This is a genomic window from Pseudoduganella umbonata (genome assembly GCF_014192225.1).
In the GTDB taxonomy this organism is placed as follows: Bacteria; Pseudomonadota; Gammaproteobacteria; order Burkholderiales; family Burkholderiaceae_D; genus Rugamonas; species Rugamonas umbonata.
Map to the genome: position 1 here is coordinate 411617 of NZ_JACHXS010000005.1, position 16368 is coordinate 427984.

Annotated in this window: 15 protein-coding genes; 11 read left to right on the plus strand and 4 right to left on the minus strand. The window is 62.8% G+C overall.

Features of this window, described 5'->3' with window-relative positions; genetic code table 11:
* The first annotated feature begins 24 nt into the window (after positions 1–24).
* The 6 genes from FHS02_RS15935 (at position 25) to FHS02_RS15960 (ending at position 4131) form a co-directional block, all read left to right on the plus strand.
* Positions 25–897: a DUF6279 family lipoprotein gene (locus FHS02_RS15935; protein ID WP_137315447.1), complete on the plus strand. Its 873-nt coding sequence runs from the start codon at positions 25–27 to the stop codon at positions 895–897.
* A 99-nt stretch (positions 898–996) separates the two neighbouring features.
* Positions 997–1686: an NUDIX hydrolase gene (locus tag FHS02_RS15940; RefSeq protein WP_217496847.1), complete on the plus strand. Its 690-nt coding sequence runs from the start codon at positions 997–999 to the stop codon at positions 1684–1686.
* Between the two features lie 137 nt (positions 1687–1823).
* A complete protein-coding gene (rsmD, locus tag FHS02_RS15945) occupies positions 1824–2456 on the plus strand; it encodes a 16S rRNA (guanine(966)-N(2))-methyltransferase RsmD (protein WP_137315448.1) in 633 nt (210 codons plus the stop codon).
* Between the two features lie 85 nt (positions 2457–2541).
* Positions 2542–3033, plus strand: a complete 492-nt coding sequence (gene coaD, locus FHS02_RS15950; RefSeq protein WP_137315449.1) for a pantetheine-phosphate adenylyltransferase — start codon at positions 2542–2544, stop codon at positions 3031–3033.
* 10 nt (positions 3034–3043) lie between these two features.
* Positions 3044–3301, plus strand: coding sequence for a YfhL family 4Fe-4S dicluster ferredoxin (locus FHS02_RS15955; protein WP_137315450.1), 258 nt, complete (start codon positions 3044–3046; stop codon positions 3299–3301).
* A 233-nt stretch (positions 3302–3534) separates the two neighbouring features.
* Entirely contained in the window at positions 3535–4131 is a 597-nt protein-coding gene (locus FHS02_RS15960) for a chalcone isomerase family protein (RefSeq protein ID WP_137315451.1), read from the plus strand.
* 120 nt (positions 4132–4251) lie between these two features.
* Here the strand turns inward: FHS02_RS15960 and FHS02_RS15965 are convergent, their stop codons facing one another.
* The gene (locus FHS02_RS15965; RefSeq protein ID WP_137315452.1) at positions 4252–4539 is read right to left on the minus strand and encodes a hypothetical protein; all 288 of its coding nucleotides are present in this window, start codon (positions 4537–4539) and stop codon (positions 4252–4254) included.
* Positions 4540–4647: 108 nt separating this feature from the next.
* Between FHS02_RS15965 and FHS02_RS15970 the strand changes: the two genes are divergently transcribed.
* Positions 4648–5616 carry a LysR family transcriptional regulator gene (locus FHS02_RS15970; protein ID WP_137315453.1) on the plus strand — a complete coding sequence of 323 codons (969 nt, stop codon included), beginning with the start codon at positions 4648–4650 and terminating at the stop codon, positions 5614–5616.
* A 166-nt stretch (positions 5617–5782) separates the two neighbouring features.
* Here the strand turns inward: FHS02_RS15970 and FHS02_RS15975 are convergent, their stop codons facing one another.
* The gene (locus tag FHS02_RS15975) at positions 5783–7333 is read right to left on the minus strand and encodes a methyl-accepting chemotaxis protein (protein ID WP_137315454.1); all 1551 of its coding nucleotides are present in this window, start codon (positions 7331–7333) and stop codon (positions 5783–5785) included.
* Positions 7334–7373: 40 nt separating this feature from the next.
* Positions 7374–7829: an Lrp/AsnC ligand binding domain-containing protein gene (locus tag FHS02_RS15980; RefSeq protein WP_130186877.1), complete on the minus strand. Its 456-nt coding sequence runs from the start codon at positions 7827–7829 to the stop codon at positions 7374–7376.
* 217 nt (positions 7830–8046) lie between these two features.
* Here FHS02_RS15980 and putA point away from each other — a divergent pair, with 217 nt between their 5' ends.
* Positions 8047–11682 (plus strand): trifunctional transcriptional regulator/proline dehydrogenase/L-glutamate gamma-semialdehyde dehydrogenase, encoded by a 3636-nt coding sequence (putA, locus tag FHS02_RS15985; RefSeq protein WP_137315455.1) that lies wholly within the window; start codon positions 8047–8049, stop codon positions 11680–11682.
* 245 nt (positions 11683–11927) lie between these two features.
* On the opposite strand, the gene FHS02_RS15990 is transcribed toward putA, so the two are convergent.
* Positions 11928–12683, minus strand: a complete 756-nt coding sequence (locus FHS02_RS15990; protein ID WP_137315456.1) for a 5'-methylthioadenosine/adenosylhomocysteine nucleosidase — start codon at positions 12681–12683, stop codon at positions 11928–11930.
* A gap of 827 nt (positions 12684–13510) precedes the next feature.
* Here FHS02_RS15990 and FHS02_RS15995 point away from each other — a divergent pair.
* The 3 genes from FHS02_RS15995 to FHS02_RS16005 all read left to right on the plus strand — a co-directional run bounded on the left by FHS02_RS15995 (position 13511) and on the right by FHS02_RS16005 (position 16365).
* Positions 13511–14548 (plus strand): NAD(P)H-dependent flavin oxidoreductase, encoded by a 1038-nt coding sequence (locus FHS02_RS15995; protein ID WP_137315457.1) that lies wholly within the window; start codon positions 13511–13513, stop codon positions 14546–14548.
* 291 nt (positions 14549–14839) lie between these two features.
* Positions 14840–15610, plus strand: coding sequence for an ABC transporter ATP-binding protein (locus FHS02_RS16000; protein WP_137315458.1), 771 nt, complete (start codon positions 14840–14842; stop codon positions 15608–15610).
* Positions 15610–16365: an ABC transporter ATP-binding protein gene (locus tag FHS02_RS16005; protein ID WP_229422289.1), complete on the plus strand. Its 756-nt coding sequence runs from the start codon at positions 15610–15612 to the stop codon at positions 16363–16365. Before FHS02_RS16000 ends, FHS02_RS16005 begins: the two co-directional genes overlap by 1 nt.
* Positions 16366–16368 lie beyond the last annotated feature (3 nt).

The following is a 16368-nucleotide window of genomic DNA, read 5'->3' on the forward strand; positions in this document are numbered from 1 at the left end:
GTTAATAATAAGTAAAAGTTTAACATGCATACATCGCCTCTCCGAACCTGGTTTTTCCTCGCCCTGCTGGTGCTGGTCACCGCTTGCAGCTCGCTGAAGCTGGCCTATAACAATGGCGACACGCTCTTGTACTGGTGGCTGGACAACTATGTCGACTTCGACGACGAACAGAGCGACCAGGTCAAGAAGGACATCAACGATCTGTTCCGCTGGCACCGCAAGACCCAGCTGCAGGATTACGTGCACGTGCTGCAGCGCGCGCAGCAGCAACTGCGCGGCAATCCCACGCCCGCCGACCTGCGCGCCGATTACGACGATATCCGTGCCCGCACCCAGGCGCTGCTGCTGAAGGCCGCGCCGGACATCGCCGACCTGGCGCTGTCGCTGAAGCCCGAGCAGCTGGCGCAGATGGAAAAGAAGTTCGCCAAGAATAATGACAAGTTCCGCCGCGAGAACATGAAGGGCGACCGCGAAGACCAGAACGAATTCCGCTACAAGAAATCGATGGAGCAGTTCGAACTGTGGTTCGGCAGTTTTTCGCGCGAGCAGAAGGACATCATCCGCAAGGCCTCCGATGCGCGGCCGCTCGATAACGCGATCTGGCTGGACGAACGGATGCGCCGCCAGCGCAACGTGCTGGCGCTGGCGCGCCGGCTGATGCAGGAAAAGCCGCCGCGCGAACAGGCGGTGGCGCAGATCCAGAGCCTGATCCGGGAAAGCTTCGCGCGCCTGGACAACTCCGAGCGCAAGGCCTTCTATGAAGCCAATACCACGGCATCGATCGGCCTGGTGCACACCGTGATCGGCATCGCCACGCCGGAACAGAAGGCGCACGCGCAAAAGCGCATGCAGGGCTGGATCAGCGATTTCAATACGCTGGCGGCGGAAACGAAGTAGCGCCGGGCGCCTATAGCACCCGGATGCCCAGGTCGCGGCAGGGCGTAGCAATAATCGGCAAGAAAAGATAGGCTGATGCCATTTTTTCTGGAGCTGCCCATGACTACCGACCTGTCCCTGCCGTCTTCCGATCCCGCTACAGCCGCCAACGCGCCGCAAGATGGCATGTGGCTCGGTATCGCGCAGCGCCTGCAGGCGCTGGCGCAGGCCGGGCTGGCCTACGATCCGCACGTGTTCGACGCCGAGCGCTACCAGGAAGTGCTGGCGCTGAGCCAGCAGATGCTGAGTCACCTGACGGGGCAGCCCGTCGCCCGGTTGCAGGATGCCATCGCGCTCGAACGCGGTTACCCGACGCCGAAAGTCGACATCCGCGCCGTGCTGTTCAACGGCACCGACCAGGTGCTGATGGCGCGTGAGAAGCACGATGGCGGGCGCTGGTCGCTGCCGGGCGGCTGGGCCGACGTGGGCTGCACGCCGTTCGAGGTGGCCGTCAAGGAAGTGCGCGAGGAAACCGGCCTGGACAGCGAAGCCGTACGGTTGCTGGCACTGTGGGACAAGCGCGTCCACCCGCATCCGCCGCAGGCGTGGTACGTGTACAAGGCGTTCGTGCTGTGCCGCCCCACCGGCGGCGCGCTTCTGGCGGACACTCCTGAGACAAGCGAGGTGCGCTGGGTGCCGCGGCACGAACTATCGACGCTGGACCTCTCCACCGACCGCGTCACGCTGTCGCAGCTGGAAACGCTGTTCTCTTTCGCCGAAAACCCGGATTTGCCGACCTTGTGCGACTGAATATTCCGGAAACAGCAACGAAAAACGGCTTCATCCCATAAATTACGGCAATATTTCCTAAAACCGGGGTCTGACCCCGGTTTTAGGCAACTATTTCACGTGCTATAGTGCCCGCCTCATTTCCGTACTGCCTTCCCATGCAAAAGAAAAAGCCCGCCGCCAAAGTTCCCGTTCACGGTCCGCAGCACGCCAAGCAGGTACGCATCATCGGCGGGAGCTGGAAGCGCACGCCGCTGCCGGTGCTCGAGGCGCTGGGGCTGCGGCCGACGCCGGACCGGGTGCGCGAGACGGTGTTCAACTGGCTGAATCACCTGCGCGGCGACTGGGGCAACCTGCGCGTGCTCGACCTGTTCGCGGGCAGTGGCGCGCTCGGCTTCGAAGCGGCCAGCCGCGGGGCGCAGCAGGTGACGATGGTGGACGCGAACGCGGTCATCGTGCGCCAGTTGCAGGCGATCCAGGAAAAACTGAACGCGACCAATATCGTGGTACAGCGCGCCGATGCGCTGGCGCTGGCGCAATCGCTGGCGCAGCGGGGCCAGAAGTTCGACGTGATCTTCCTCGATCCGCCGTACCAGGAGGACTTCCTGTCGCGCGCATTGCCGCTGTGCGACAAGCTGGTAACCGAAGGCGGACTCGTCTACGCCGAGTCCGGCCTGCCCCTCGTGTCCGACGACGGCGAGTCCCCGGACTGGCTGGAAAACTGGGAAGTGGTGCGCCAGGACAAGGCCGGCATGGTGCACTTCCACCTGTTGCAGCGCCGGGCGGTATAGCGGCTGCGGCGGGCCCCTGCGGTGAAGAGGGCCACCGTTTCAGGCATAATGCGCGTCTGATTCGTGCAAAAAACAGGGACCCACAATGGTTATAGCCGTTTATCCGGGAACGTTCGATCCGCTGACCCGTGGTCACGAAGACCTGGTGCGCCGCGCATCGGGCCTGTTCGACACGCTGGTGGTCGGCGTGGCCGACAGCAAGAACAAGCACCCGTTCTTCACAGTCGAAGAGCGCCTGGAAATCGCCAACGAAGTACTGGGCCATTATCCGAACGTCAAGGTGGAGAGCTTTTCCGGCTTGCTGAAGGATTTCGTGCGCCAGCACGATGCCCGCGTGATCGTGCGTGGCCTGCGTGCCGTGTCCGACTTCGAGTACGAATTTCAAATGGCGGGCATGAACCGCTACCTGCTGCCGGATGTCGAGACGCTGTTCCTGACGCCGTCGGACCAGTACCAATTCATTTCGGGCACGATCGTGCGCGAGATTGCCCAGCTGGGTGGCGACGTGTCGAAGTTCGTGTTCCCGTCCGTCGACCGCTGGCTGCGCAAGAAAATCGCGGCAAACGAGGCCGCATAGAGGTTTTATCATGGCTTTGATGATCACCGACGACTGCATCAATTGCGACGTTTGCGAGCCCGAGTGCCCGAACGAAGCGATCTACATGGGTCCGGAAATTTACGAAATCGATCCCGACAAGTGCACCGAATGCGTCGGCCACTTTTCGGAACCGCAGTGCCAGCAGGTGTGCCCGGTCGCCTGCATTCCGTTCAACCCGGAATGGCGCGAAACGGAAGAGCAGTTGCGGGCGAAGTACGAACGCCTGGAAGCGGCCAAGGCCGCCTGAAGCGGCTGCCCGAACGAAAGCCTGGAATGGCCAGGCTTCGGTTTCTGGAAACATTTCAAAATAACCGGTGTCTGTCACCGGTTTTCTGGAAACATTTCAAAATAACTGGTGTCTGTCACCGGTTTTCTGGCTGTCTGAAGCGGCGCCGCGACAGAAAAGCATGATCGTGCGTGAACCGGGCAGGGCGGTGGTATAGTGCAACGGCACTTCCACAACACCGATCCGGAGACTCCATGAATCCTTCCCGCAGACTGGTTTTGCACGGCGCCTGTGCGCTGCTGCTTGCCGCCGCCTTGCCTTCCCTGCCAGCCTTTGCCGCGAACGACGTGGCCGGCGTGAAGTTCGACGACACCGCCACCGTCCATGGCCAGCCATTGAAGCTGAACGGCGCTGGCCTGCGCACGAAAGTCATCTTCAAGGTGTATGCGCTGGGCTTGTACCTGCCGGAGAAGAAGACATCGGTCGCCGATATCCTGGCGGTGCAGGGACCGCGCCGCATCCAGATCGTCAGCCTGCGCGACCTGACGTCGCAGGATTTCGGCGATGCGTTCATGAAGGGCCTGAATGCGAACACGGACGCCGCCGAACGCACGCGCCTGCTGCCGCAGACCAAGACGTTCGGTGAAATGTTCGCCGCCATTCCCGGCCTGAAGAAGGGCGACGTGCTGCTGGTGGACTGGATCCCCGGCACCGGCACGGTGTGCACGCTGAACGGCAGGAAGATCGGCGAGACGGTGCCGGACGTGGCGTTCTACAACGCGATCCTGCGCATCTGGATCGGCAACGATCCGGCCGATACGGACCTGAAGCCGAAGCTGCTGGGCGGCTGACGGAACGTCCGCTTTACGGTGACGCTGGCGATAAAAAAACCCGGGACTGCGGCAGGCCGCCGTCCCGGGTTTTTTCATGCCTGGCCGCCTGGAACAGCGTGCCAAGCTCAGGCGTGCAAATCAGGCCCGCGAAGCCAGCGCCTGCAGTTCGGCCGCTTCGCTGGGGGAGGCCCTGTGCGAATTCATCATTCGCTTGAGCATGGCGGCATCGCGCATCTGGCGGCGCTGCAGGCGTTGTTCCTTCGTCAGCTTCGGTTTCACCACCAGCACGGCGGCCAGCGCCAGCCCGCGCAGCAGCGGCTTGAACAGCACCAGGAACCCCACCACCAGCGCACAGGCCAGCAGCACTTGCAGCGCATCGCCTACACTGAGCGGCAAGAATTGGGTTGCGGAAACGAAATTGAACATGTTTTTCTCGGTTTACGTATAGAATCTATCGTAACTATAGTGCAGCGCAACATATCAATCCAATTTCGTTTCCCAATATTAATCATCACTTATCTGAATGACTGAATCATGAGCTTCCTGACACTCGATTTGAACCTGCTGCGTGTTTTCGATGCCGTGATGACGGAGCAAAACCTGACCCGGGCCGCGGGCCACCTGGCGATGACGCAACCGGCGGTATCGAACGCCATCAAGCGCCTGCGCGAAAGCCTGGGAGACGAACTGCTGATCCGCACGGCGTACGGCGTGAAGCCCACGCCGCGTGCGGAAGCGCTGTGGCCGTCGGTGCGCAGCGCGCTGGCATCGCTGGAAGCGGCGGTGGCGCCGGGCTCGTTCGACGTGTCGAAAGCGCACGCGACGTTCCGCCTCGCCATGGCCGATGCGACCGCGGCCTTCTTCCTGCCATCGCTGATGCGCTCGATCGAGGCGGAAGCGCCCGGTATCAATGTGCGCATGGTGCCGCTGACCACCCGCGAACCACGCCCGATGCTGCTGCGCGGCGACATCGACCTGGCGGTCGGCTTCTTCCCCGGCGTGGCGGCACAGCTGTCGTATGAAACGGCATCGCCGATCCGCCATGAGCGGCTGTATTCCGGTATCTACGTGTGCGTGATGCGGCGCAACCACCCGCTGGCCAAGGAAGAGCTGACACTGGACAACTACTGCGAAGCCAATCACCTGCTGGTGAGCTTTTCCGGCCGCGCCCATGGCCTGGTCGACGAGGCGCTGGCGCAGCTGCAGCGCGAACGCCGCATCCTGCTGACGGTCAACCAGTTCTTCACGGCCGGCCGCGTGGTGGCCAATTCGGACCTGATCACGGTGCTGCCGAAACACCTGATCGCCTCGACCGGCATGACCGATGCGCTGGTGTACAAGGAATTGCCGTTTACGCTGCCCGCCGTGCACCTGGACATGCTGTGGCACGAACGCGATGCCCGCAGCCCCGCCCACAAGTGGCTGCGCGCGCAGCTGGAGAGCATGCAGCAGGTGGCCCAGCGCATCGCGCCGGGCACGCTGCCGAAGGCGGATACGCACTGATCACCGCTGCGTTGCCTTAAAAACAGGGGCCACAGGGACTTCGCGGAGCATGCTCCGCGCCTGCCAAGCGGGAATGGCATGCATGCCATTACTCCTTCCCGTCCCTGTTTTTTTTGGCCATCAACAGCACCGGTGCCGCACCCCGGCACCGCTGTCGCTGGCTCCGTTACTTATCTCCCGCCGACTTGTAGCCGATCCGGAATCCGCCCCAGTGCTTGCCATGCACGAGGATCGGCGCCGACAGGTCGTGCATCACTTCGCCCGTATCCCGTTTATAGGTCTGCAACAGGAAGGGCCGCGTGTTGCTGCCGCAGCGCTGGCCGGTCCGGTCGGTGAAGATGCGCTTCGTGCGGTTGTTGACGATGTCCACGTCGTAGTTGCCGGTCAGCGGCTGCGCGTACTTCTTGTTGTGCGTCGGGAAATAACCACCGGCGTCGACGGCCCCGGCGTAGGCCAGCTGCGGCATCGCGGCCAATAATCCTTCCTGCAGTGCCGGCAGTACCCGGTCGGTGAAGGCGTCGAAGCGCGTCGTGTACTTGGCCGGGTTGGTGCCGGGAATCGGTTGGTAGCGCCGGTCGAACAACGCTTCGCGCGTGATCTGGCCCTTGGCGATCGCTTCTTCGAAGATGCGTCCCACTTCGGCCGCCGCGTGCTGCGCTGCGGCGCGCACCGCATCGTGCGATGTCGGCACGTCCGCGTCGGCCAGCGCGCCGGCAATGATCTCGGCGCGGTCGGCCAGCGCCATCGCCGATGCCGCCACGCGCGGCAGCTCGCGGTCGGTGGCCAGCATGCCGTCGCGGATGCGCGCGATCGCGTCGGCGATCACCTGGGCCGTCGCCACCTGCTCGCGCGATGCGCGGGCGATTTCATCGATTTCCTGTTCCGCGCTGCCGGACGATTGCTCGATCGTCGCCAGCAGTCCGTGCACCGTGCGCACATTGCCGGCGGCCGCGGTGACGGCGTCGGCCAGCGACGTCATGCCGGTGCTGGCCCGGTCCGCCTCGTCGTTGATGGCGCGCACCATCTGGCTGATCTCGTCGGTGGCGGCTTTCGTGCGCTGGGCCAGCTGGCGCACTTCGCCGGCGACGACGGCAAAACCGCGCCCCTGTTCGCCGGCGCGCGCCGCTTCGATCGCGGCATTCAGCGCCAGCAGGTTGGTGCGTGCGGAAATCTCGGAAATCGCGTCCGTGAAACCGGCAATGCGGCCAGCCTTCTGGCGCAGCGCGGCCATCGTGTCCGCGGCCGTCCGCGCGGCCGTGCTGGCGCCGGAAATGCGTGCCAGGCCATCGTCCGCCTCGGCGCGGCCGGCCACGGTTTCCTCGCGCACGCGGTGCGCCACCACGGCGGCGCGCTCGGCATTGGCGGCGATCTGCCCCGTGGTGGCGGTATTCTGGTGGGTGGCGGCGGCGATGCTGCCGGCCGTGTCGACATCGTCGCCGATCTTTTTCTTGATGGAGTCGACGAAGTAGGAAGTTTCGGCCGCGCCGATCATGATGGCATCGATCTCGTTGCCGACGGTGGCGGCGAAGCGCCGTGGGCCGTCATCCCGGCCGCGGGCTCCCGCCAGGCGTGCCAGCTGGGGGGCGACTGCCGCGATCAGCGCCGCCAGCAAGGCTGGCCACACTCCCGCCGCGCCGAAAACCAGCCAGGCCGATACGACGCCGGCTGCGATGGCGCCAATGGTCCACGCCGCTTGTTGCAATATTGCGCGCTGCATCTCGTCTCCTCCGGCGCGGCGCCGCGGAGACGGACCGTGCTCATTTGATGGGCAACTTGCTGGTGTTCTTGACTTCTTCCATTACCGCATAAGTATGGGTCTCGCGCACGCCTTTTTGCAACAATGTTTTCCCCAGGAACTCACGGTAGGCCGCCATGTCCTTCACGCGCGCCTTCACCAGGTAATCGAAGCCGCCCGCCACCATATGGCATTCGAGCACCTCGGGAATCAGTTGTACACTATGCTTGAAGGCGTCGAAGACTTCCGGCGTGGTGCGGTCCAGCACCACTTCGATGAACACCAGCAGCGAGACGTCCAGCAATTGCGGGTTCAGTTGGGCTGTGTAGCCCAGGATATAGCCTGAATCGTGCAGCTTGCGCACCCGCTCCAGGCAGGCCGCCGGCGACAGGTTGACCCGCGCCGCCAGCTCCACGTTGCTGATGCGGCCGTCGCTCTGCAGTTCCATCAGGATCTTCTTACTGATCTTGTCCAGCATCGTATATCCCCACCTTAAATTTTATTTGGTTAAATTCTCTCATCAAAAATGTTGTATGGCTAGCCCCCAGCATTACCAGAATTAATCCAGAAGAATCCCGCATACAATCGAATCATTGGCAACAGCCACCAAAACCGACCAGCGCACGCTCCGCAGACATCGTTTGCCGGGCGTGTTTTGTTAGGTGGCCTCCTCAACCTTTGATAGAGATTCCCTCATGAATGCCCCAGTTCCTTTCAGCGCCCTGCAGGCGGAAATCCTGCGCGACCCCACTCCGCTGCGTGCGGCGATCACGGCGGCCTATCGCCGCGACGAGCGCACGGCCGTGCAATGGCTGCTGGCGCAGGTGCGCGACCGTGGCGCCGAGGTGACACGGGAGGCGCAAGCGCTGGCACGCCGGCTGGTGACGGCGGTGCGTGAAAAGCGCACCCGTGCCTCAGGCGTGGATGCGCTGATGCACCAGTTTTCGCTGTCGTCCGACGAAGGAGTGGCGCTGATGTGCCTGGCCGAGGCGCTGCTGCGCATTCCCGACCAGGCCACGGCCGACCGCCTGATCGCGGACAAGATCAGCAAGGGCGACTGGCGCAGGCACCTGGGCGAATCGCCGTCGCTGTTCGTCAATGCCGCCACCTGGGGCCTGCTCGTCACGGGCAAGCTGGTCAATTCGTCGAGCGAGGAAAAGCTCGGTTCGGCCATCACGCGCCTGATCGCCAAGGGCGGCGAACCGCTGATCCGCAAGGGCGTGGACCTGGCGATGCGCATGCTGGGCAACCAGTTCGTGACGGGGCAGACGATCGGCGAGGCGATCAGGAACGGCCGCGACAACGAAGCGCGCGGCTACCGTTATTCGTACGACATGCTGGGCGAAGCCGCGCTGACGGAGGCCGATGCGGCCAACTATTACGCCAGCTATGAACAGGCGATCCATGCGATCGGCCGCGCCGCGAACGGCCGCGGCATCCGCAACGGCCCGGGCATTTCCGTCAAACTGTCGGCACTGCATCCGCGCTACAGCCGGGCGCAGCGCGACCGCGTGATGACGGAACTGCTGCCGCGCCTGCGCGCGCTGGTGCTGCTCGCCAAGGGCTACGACATCGGCCTGAACATCGATGCGGAAGAGGCCGACCGGCTGGAGCTGTCGCTGGACCTGATGGAAGCGCTGGCGTACGACCCGGAGCTGGCCGGCTTCGACGGCATCGGCTTCGTCGTCCAGGCGTACCAGAAGCGCTGCCCGTTCGTCATCGACTTCCTGGCCGACCTGGCGCGCCGCAGCGGCCGCAAGTTCATGGTACGGCTGGTGAAGGGCGCCTACTGGGATGCCGAAGTCAAGCGCGCCCAGGTGGAGGGCATGCCCGGCTACCCGGTCTACACGCGCAAGGTGTACACGGACGTGTCGTACCTGGCCTGCGCGCAGCGCCTGCTGGCCGCCACCGACGTGATCTACCCGCAGTTCGCCACGCACAATGCGCAGACGCTGTCGACCATCTACACGTGGGCGAAGCGCGACGGCATCGACGATTACGAATTCCAGTGCCTGCACGGCATGGGCGAAACGCTGTACGACCAGGTCGTGGGCAAGGACAAGCTCGGCAAGGCCTGCCGCATCTACGCGCCGGTCGGCACCCATGAAACGCTGCTGGCCTACCTGGTGCGCCGGCTGCTGGAAAACGGCGCCAATTCGTCCTTCGTCAGCCAGATCGTCGACGAGAGCATTCCCGTCGATACGCTGATCCAGGATCCGCTCGACATCGCGCGCCGCCAGGGCGGAGCGCCGCATCCGGCGATCGCGCTGCCGCGCGACATGTTCGGTACCGAGCGCAGCAATTCCGAAGGCATCGACCTGTCGAACGAGGATGTGCTGCGCGACGTGTCACAGGCGCTGGCCCAGCCGCGCACGTGGACGGCAGCCCCGCTGCTGGCCGGCCCGGCGCAGGCGGAGCAACCGGCCCAGCAGGTACGCAATCCGGCGCAGCACGGCGATATCGTCGGCCAGGTGACCGAAGCCACCGCCGCCGACGTGGAACAGGCGCTGGCCAGCGCCAGCGCCGCGGCGATGGACTGGCAGGCGGTGGCACCCTCGGTGCGCGCCGACGCGCTGATGCGCGCGGCGGACCTGTATGAAAGCCACAAGCTCGAATTGATGGCGCTGGCGATCCGCGAGGCCGGCAAGTCGCTGCCGAACGCCATTGCCGAGGTGCGCGAGGCGGTCGATTTCCTGCGCTACTACGCGCAGCAGGTGCGCCATGAGCGCAATGTGCTGGCGCTGGGTCCCGTCACCTGCATCAGCCCGTGGAACTTCCCGTTGGCGATCTTTACGGGGCAGGTGGCAGCCGCGCTGGCGGCCGGCAACGTGGTACTGGCCAAGCCGGCCGAGCAGACGCCGCTGATTGCGCACCGCGCCGTCGAATTGCTGCATGAAGCCGGCATTCCCCGCGCGGCGCTGCAATGCCTGCCGGGCCGCGGCGACGTGGTCGGCGCCGGCCTGTGCAACGATCCCCGTGTCAAAGGCGTGATCTTCACCGGGTCGACGGAAGTGGCACAGCTGATCAACCGCGTGCTGGCGCAGCGGGCAGCGGCGGAACACTGCGACATTCCGCTGATCGCCGAAACCGGCGGCCAGAATGCGATGATCGTCGATTCGTCGTCGCTGCCGGAGCAGGTGGTGCAGGATGCGATCTCTTCCGCATTCGACAGCGCCGGCCAGCGCTGTTCCGCGCTGCGCGTGCTGTTCCTGCAGGACGATATCGCCGACAAGACGATCCGTATGCTGAAGGGGGCGATGAGCGAACTGAAGATCGGCAGCCCGGACCGGCTGGTGACCGATATCGGCCCCGTCATCGATGCCGAGGCGCAGCAGAACCTGATGGCGCACATCGAGCAGACCAAGCGTTCGTGCGTCGCGCATTTCTCGCTGGGATTACCGGAAGGACAGCAGGGCACCTTCGTGCCGCCGACCGTGCTGGAAATCCGTTCGCTGGCCGAGCTGACGAAAGAAGTGTTCGGGCCGGTGATGCACGTGATCCGCTACAGCCGTGCCGACCTGCCGAAGGTGGTCGACCAGATCAACGCCAGCGGCTTCGGCCTGACGCTGGGCGTGCATTCGCGGATCGACGAGACCGTCGACTACATCGTGTCGCGCGCTCACGTGGGCAATATCTATGTCAATCGCAACATCGTCGGTGCCGTCGTTGGCGTGCAACCGTTCGGTGGCGAAGGCAAATCGGGGACCGGTCCGAAGGCGGGCGGTCCGCTGTACCTGAAACGGCTGCAGCGTGCCGCGGCGCCGCTCGACACCCATGCGCGGCAGTCGACGCCCAGTGTCGATGCGCTGATCGTGTGGCTGCGGGCCAAGGGCAAGGACGCAGCGGCCACGCTGGCGGAGCAGTACGTGCGCTCGACGCCGCTGGGCGGCGAAACCCTGCTGCCGGGCCCGACCGGCGAGCGCAATACGCTGCGCTACGAGCCGCGCGGTACGGTGGCCTGCTTTGCCGACACGCAGGATGCATTGCTGAACCAGCTGGCCGCCACCCTGGCGACGGGCAACCGGGCCGCAATCGTGGCGCACGCCACGTCGCTGGTGCCGGCCGATCTGCCGGCGGCTGTCCAGGACCGCGTGGAAGTCGTCGGCAGCCTGGAGGCGCTGAAGGAAGGCTTCCAGATCGCCCTGGTGGAGTCGTCGCTGACGGCGCAGGTGAGGGTACCGCTGGCCGCCCGCGACGGCGCGGTGGTCGGCGTCATCGATACGACACCGGAAACCGCGATCCCGCTGTGGCGGCTGGTTGCCGAACGGGCGCTGTGCGTCAACACGACGGCGGCGGGCGGCAATGCCAGCCTGATGACGCTGGGCGCTTAATCGGGCGCTTGATCGGACTCGCAGCATAAAAACGGCGATCTTTTCGCCTCCTCAAACAAAAATGGCGCTCGATGCGCCATTTTTTTTCGCCTGTACCCGTCTGCAGGCAGCTGGAATACCTCCAGGAAGCGTTTTAAGGGGCCGTGGTGGCGTTGCCAGGCGCGGTTCGTTCCCGTGCCAGGGTGGCAGCCTTGAATCGATTACAGCCTCTTCTGGAGGCTTGCCTGGATCTGGCCGCTTGCCGGTCAGGCGGCATGGTTCCGGCAAAATTTTTCAATGATGCCGAACGCATAACGCGACGCGACGGTTTTGACGAATGCCATGAAGTCGGTGGCGGCATCTTCGTTGGCATTGTCCGAGATCGTGCGGATCACGGCGAACGGTATGCCCAGCTCGAAACACACCTGCGCCACGGCGGCGCCTTCCATCTCCACCGCCAACAGCCCCGGCAAGGCACTTTTAAGGGCCGCCAGGCGCATGCCGTCGTTGATGAACTGGTCGCCACTACCGATCAGGCCGCGATGCAGGGTGGCGCCATTCTCGCTGTCCAGGAAGGTACTGGCCGCACCGGCGAGCCGGGAGCTCAGTCCCAGGTCGCTCGGCAGGTGCGACAGCCCGGTCAGCGGCACATCGAAACGGGGAAACAGGGGCGAGGCATCCATGTCGTGCTGGACCAGCGATTCGGCAATCACGACGTCGCCGACCCGGACATTGGCATCGGCGCTGCCGGCCACCCCGGTGAACAGGATGTGGGTAACTCCGAACCTTTCCACAAGCGTGGTCGCCGTCATGGCGGCAGCCACCTTGCCGATACGCGACAGCACAGCCACTGTGTCGACCTTCCACAAGTTGCCAACCGTGTATTCGCGCATGCCGTGCACATGGCGTTCGGCGTGCTGCATGGCCTGGATCAGGCCTTCCTGCTCTTCCGCCAGGGCGGAAATGATGCCCAGGCGAGTGGGCTTGCCGGTAATTTGACTGTTGGTTTTCAATGTCTGCATGGATTCCAGGATACTGGACAGTGCTTGTTCTTGCCCGGTTTTCTGCTTGCGGGTTCTTGCGTTCCTGCGCCTGCGCCGCAGTTCTTCCTGCTTTTGCGCCGTTGGTTTACAAGAATAAGAATAAATATTTAAGCTGGTAGTAGATAGTAAACCAGGCAGTTTCTGTGGATAAGGCTGTTAACATCCACAAAATCAGCGGTTTACGCTTCCTGTAACCGCTAGGACAAGGATTGTATCGGAGCCGGATGAGTTCTGAACAAAAAATCCTCCTTCCCCCTCCCAAGCGGTTTACGCACATCCGATCCTGTGGATATGCAGCACCTTATCCACAGACACCTCGCATTTCGGTGATTTTTCTGCCATCAGACGTCTGCCAGACCGGCAAAAACTTCAAAACTGCTGCTGGCCGTTCCTCCTTCAAAGCGGTTGAGCAGAACTGAACTGTTTGCCGAAACCATCGATCCATCGTGCCGAACGTTTTTTCTGGCTTGCCGGTTTGGCACGTCGATGCATGCCGGCGCTTGTTGCTTTGGATTAATTCACGCGTTTTGCAGTGTGTTCGGCGGCGCGAAGCGTCGTCGGGTTTATAAAGAATAAGTCTGTATACAAGCTAGTGGTAGTTGTTAACAGATCGCGGTTTCTGTGGATAACTGTGTTGCTCACTGAAAAATCAATGGTTTACAAGCTGCACAACCACACGCGTAAACCGTGTATGGTCGAGGAACGGTTTTTGGACAAAAATGGGCGTTCGCACAGACGCGCGGTTTACGCACAAACGATGCCTGTGGATATCCATACGCTTATCCACAGGCGATTGAGGAGGCAAGATGACGTTGCAATCCCTGTTCCCCCATCCCATCATCCAGGGCCCGATGGCCGGCGGATGCAATACTTCAGCGCTGGTGGCTGCCGTGTCGAATGCCGGCGCGCTCGGTTCGCTCGCCGGTTCACTGCTGTCGCCGGACGCGATTCGCCGCCAGGTAGCGGAGCTCCGGCAGCTGACGGACAAGCCTTTCATGCTTAACTTTTTTGTCCAGAACCCGCCAAAGCCCAGTGCGGAAGAGGTCGGACGGGCCGTGGAATTGCTGAAACCTGTCTGGTCCTCACTGGGCTGGTCCGAGCTGGCGCTGCCGTTCAAATGGTGTGAAGACTTTTCCGCCCAGTTCGCGCTGTTACTCGAGCTGAAACCTGCCGTTGCGAGTTTTACGTTCGATATCCTTTCCGCAGAACAGGTGCGGCAGTTGCACGATGCCGGGATCGTCGTGATCGGTACCGCGACCCGGGTGGACGAAGCGCTGGCCTGGCAGAACGTGGGCGCGGATGCGGTCATTGCTTCGGGAACCGAGGCTGGCGGTCACCGGGGCACCTTCATCGGCGACCAGCGCGATGCCACGCTCGATGCGATGGCACTGCTCCGGGCGGTGGTCGCCGAGGTAACGATTCCCGTCATTTCAGCGGGCAATGTCATGACCGGGGCGGATATCCGTGAGCGGCTAAACCTGGGTGCGGCCGCGGTGCAGATGGGAACGGCATTTCTCGTCACGGACGAATCGGGCATCCATCCCGCCTACAAGCAGCGGCTGCTGTGCGCCGGCAGTTCTCCCACGCGCCTGACCCGGGCATTTTCCGGGCGCTACGCGCGCGGCCTGGTCAACCGTTTCATGCAGCAAATGGCGGAGGTCGAAGACCAGCTGCCGCCTTATCCGGTGCAAAACGCGCTGACCGGTCCGATACGGTTCGAGGCCGCCAAGCGGGGCGATACGGAATACATGTCTTTATGGTGCGGGACGGGCGTGGGGCGCGTGCGCCGCACGGGGGCGGCCAGGCTGGTGAACGCCTTGATCGCCGAAATGGCGCGGCCGTAGCGTATTTATCATTTTTATAATTTTTGTGCCGCCGATAAAATGACGCGTTGCACAAATTTATGTAATTCGATATCAAAAATTAGATATTGATAGCACCGGTTGCCATCACGTTGAAGAATGCACCATGCAATTGACCGACGTTAGCTTTGTTGCGCAAAGCACAAATCTACTTCGGTTCAGTAGGCATTCGACAAAAGTTTATGGTAGTTATACGGTATTGTTAGGCAAATTTGTTCTGGGTATGATCGACAAAAATTTTAGCAGTATGTAAAGAATCCTCAGGGAGACGCGATGTCAAACTTCATCTTGGAAACAAGGAATTTGACCAAGGAGTTCAAGGGTTTCACTGCTGTCAGCGACGTGAATCTGCGGGTTCAACGTGGCCATATTCATGCCTTGATCGGCCCCAACGGCGCCGGCAAGACCACCTGCTTCAACCTGCTGACGAAATTCCTGGTGCCCACCTCTGGCCAGATTTTATTCAACGGCAAGGACATCACGTCGGCCAAGCCGGCCGAGATTGCCCGCATGGGCGTCATCCGCTCGTTCCAGATCTCGGCGGTCTTTCCCCATCTCACCGTGCTGCAGAACGTGCGCATCGGGTTGCAGCGCCAGCTCGGCACCACGTTCCATTTCTGGCGCAGCGAACGCACGCTGGATCAGCTGAACGAGCGTGCCATGGCGCTGCTGGGCGAGGTCGATCTCACGCAGTTCGCGGACACGATCACGGCCGACATGCCGTATGGCCGCAAGCGTGCGCTGGAAATCGCCACCACGCTGGCGATGGAACCGGAACTGATGCTGCTGGACGAACCCACGCAGGGCATGGGCCATGAAGACGTGCACCGGGTGACTGAGCTGATCAAGAAAGTGTCGAACGGCCGCACCATCCTGATGGTGGAACACAATATGAGCGTGGTCTCCGGCATCTGCGACCGGATCTCGGTATTGCAGCGCGGTGCGATGCTGGCCGAAGGCAGCTACGCCGAGGTGTCGAAAAATCCCCAGGTGATGGAGGCTTACATGGGCACGGAAGCAACCGAACTGGTGGGAGCGCACTGATGAACGCACCGGCCACTTCGAACGTCCACATGCCGGCCAGCCAGCCGGCCCGCGCGGCACTGGAAATCGCCGACCTGCAAGCCTGGTACGGCGAATCGCACATCCTGCACAACGTGAACATCACGGTGCAGCAGGGCGAAGTCGTGACGCTGCTGGGCCGCAACGGCGCCGGCCGCACGACCACGCTGCGCGCCATCATGGGCCTGACGGGCGCCCGCAAGGGATCGATCCGCATCAACGGCACGGAAGCGGTCAGCCTGCCGACCCACCGGATCGCCCATCTGGGCGTTGGCTACTGTCCGGAAGAGCGCGGTATTTTCTCGTCGTTGTCGACGGAGGAAAACCTGCTGCTGCCGCCAACGCTGAAAACCGGCGAAAAAGGCATGTCGATCGACGAGATCTACGACATGTTCCCGAACCTGAAGGAACGCCGCAACAGCCAGGGCACGCGCCTGTCGGGCGGCGAGCAGCAGATGCTCGCCGTGGCCCGCATCCTGCGCACCGGCGCGCGCCTGCTGCTGCTCGATGAAATTTCCGAAGGGCTGGCGCCCGTCATCGTCCAGGGCCTGGCCCGCATGATCCGCATGCTGAAAGCGAAGGGCTACACGATCGTCATGGTGGAACAGAATTTCCGTTTCGCGGCGCCGCTGGCGGACCGGTTCTACGTGATGGAACATGGCCAGATCGTCGAAACCTTCGCTGCATCCGAACTGAACGCCAAGATGCCGGTGCTCACCGAGCTGCTGGGCGTGTGACAG

Coding starts and splice junctions, on each gene's coding strand:
- FHS02_RS15935 (WP_137315447.1), top strand. CDS start 25: ATGCATACATCGCCTCTCCGAACCTGGTTTTTCCTCGCCCTGCTGGTG.
- FHS02_RS15940 (WP_217496847.1), top strand. CDS start 997: ATGACTACCGACCTGTCCCTGCCGTCTTCCGATCCCGCTACAGCCGCC.
- rsmD (WP_137315448.1), top strand. CDS start 1,824: ATGCAAAAGAAAAAGCCCGCCGCCAAAGTTCCCGTTCACGGTCCGCAG.
- coaD (WP_137315449.1), top strand. CDS start 2,542: ATGGTTATAGCCGTTTATCCGGGAACGTTCGATCCGCTGACCCGTGGT.
- FHS02_RS15955 (WP_137315450.1), top strand. CDS start 3,044: ATGGCTTTGATGATCACCGACGACTGCATCAATTGCGACGTTTGCGAG.
- FHS02_RS15960 (WP_137315451.1), top strand. CDS start 3,535: ATGAATCCTTCCCGCAGACTGGTTTTGCACGGCGCCTGTGCGCTGCTG.
- FHS02_RS15965 (WP_137315452.1), bottom strand. CDS start 4,539: ATGTTCAATTTCGTTTCCGCAACCCAATTCTTGCCGCTCAGTGTAGGC.
- FHS02_RS15970 (WP_137315453.1), top strand. CDS start 4,648: ATGAGCTTCCTGACACTCGATTTGAACCTGCTGCGTGTTTTCGATGCC.
- FHS02_RS15975 (WP_137315454.1), bottom strand. CDS start 7,333: ATGCAGCGCGCAATATTGCAACAAGCGGCGTGGACCATTGGCGCCATC.
- FHS02_RS15980 (WP_130186877.1), bottom strand. CDS start 7,829: ATGCTGGACAAGATCAGTAAGAAGATCCTGATGGAACTGCAGAGCGAC.
- putA (WP_137315455.1), top strand. CDS start 8,047: ATGAATGCCCCAGTTCCTTTCAGCGCCCTGCAGGCGGAAATCCTGCGC.
- FHS02_RS15990 (WP_137315456.1), bottom strand. CDS start 12,683: ATGCAGACATTGAAAACCAACAGTCAAATTACCGGCAAGCCCACTCGC.
- FHS02_RS15995 (WP_137315457.1), top strand. CDS start 13,511: ATGACGTTGCAATCCCTGTTCCCCCATCCCATCATCCAGGGCCCGATG.
- FHS02_RS16000 (WP_137315458.1), top strand. CDS start 14,840: ATGTCAAACTTCATCTTGGAAACAAGGAATTTGACCAAGGAGTTCAAG.
- FHS02_RS16005 (WP_229422289.1), top strand. CDS start 15,610: ATGAACGCACCGGCCACTTCGAACGTCCACATGCCGGCCAGCCAGCCG.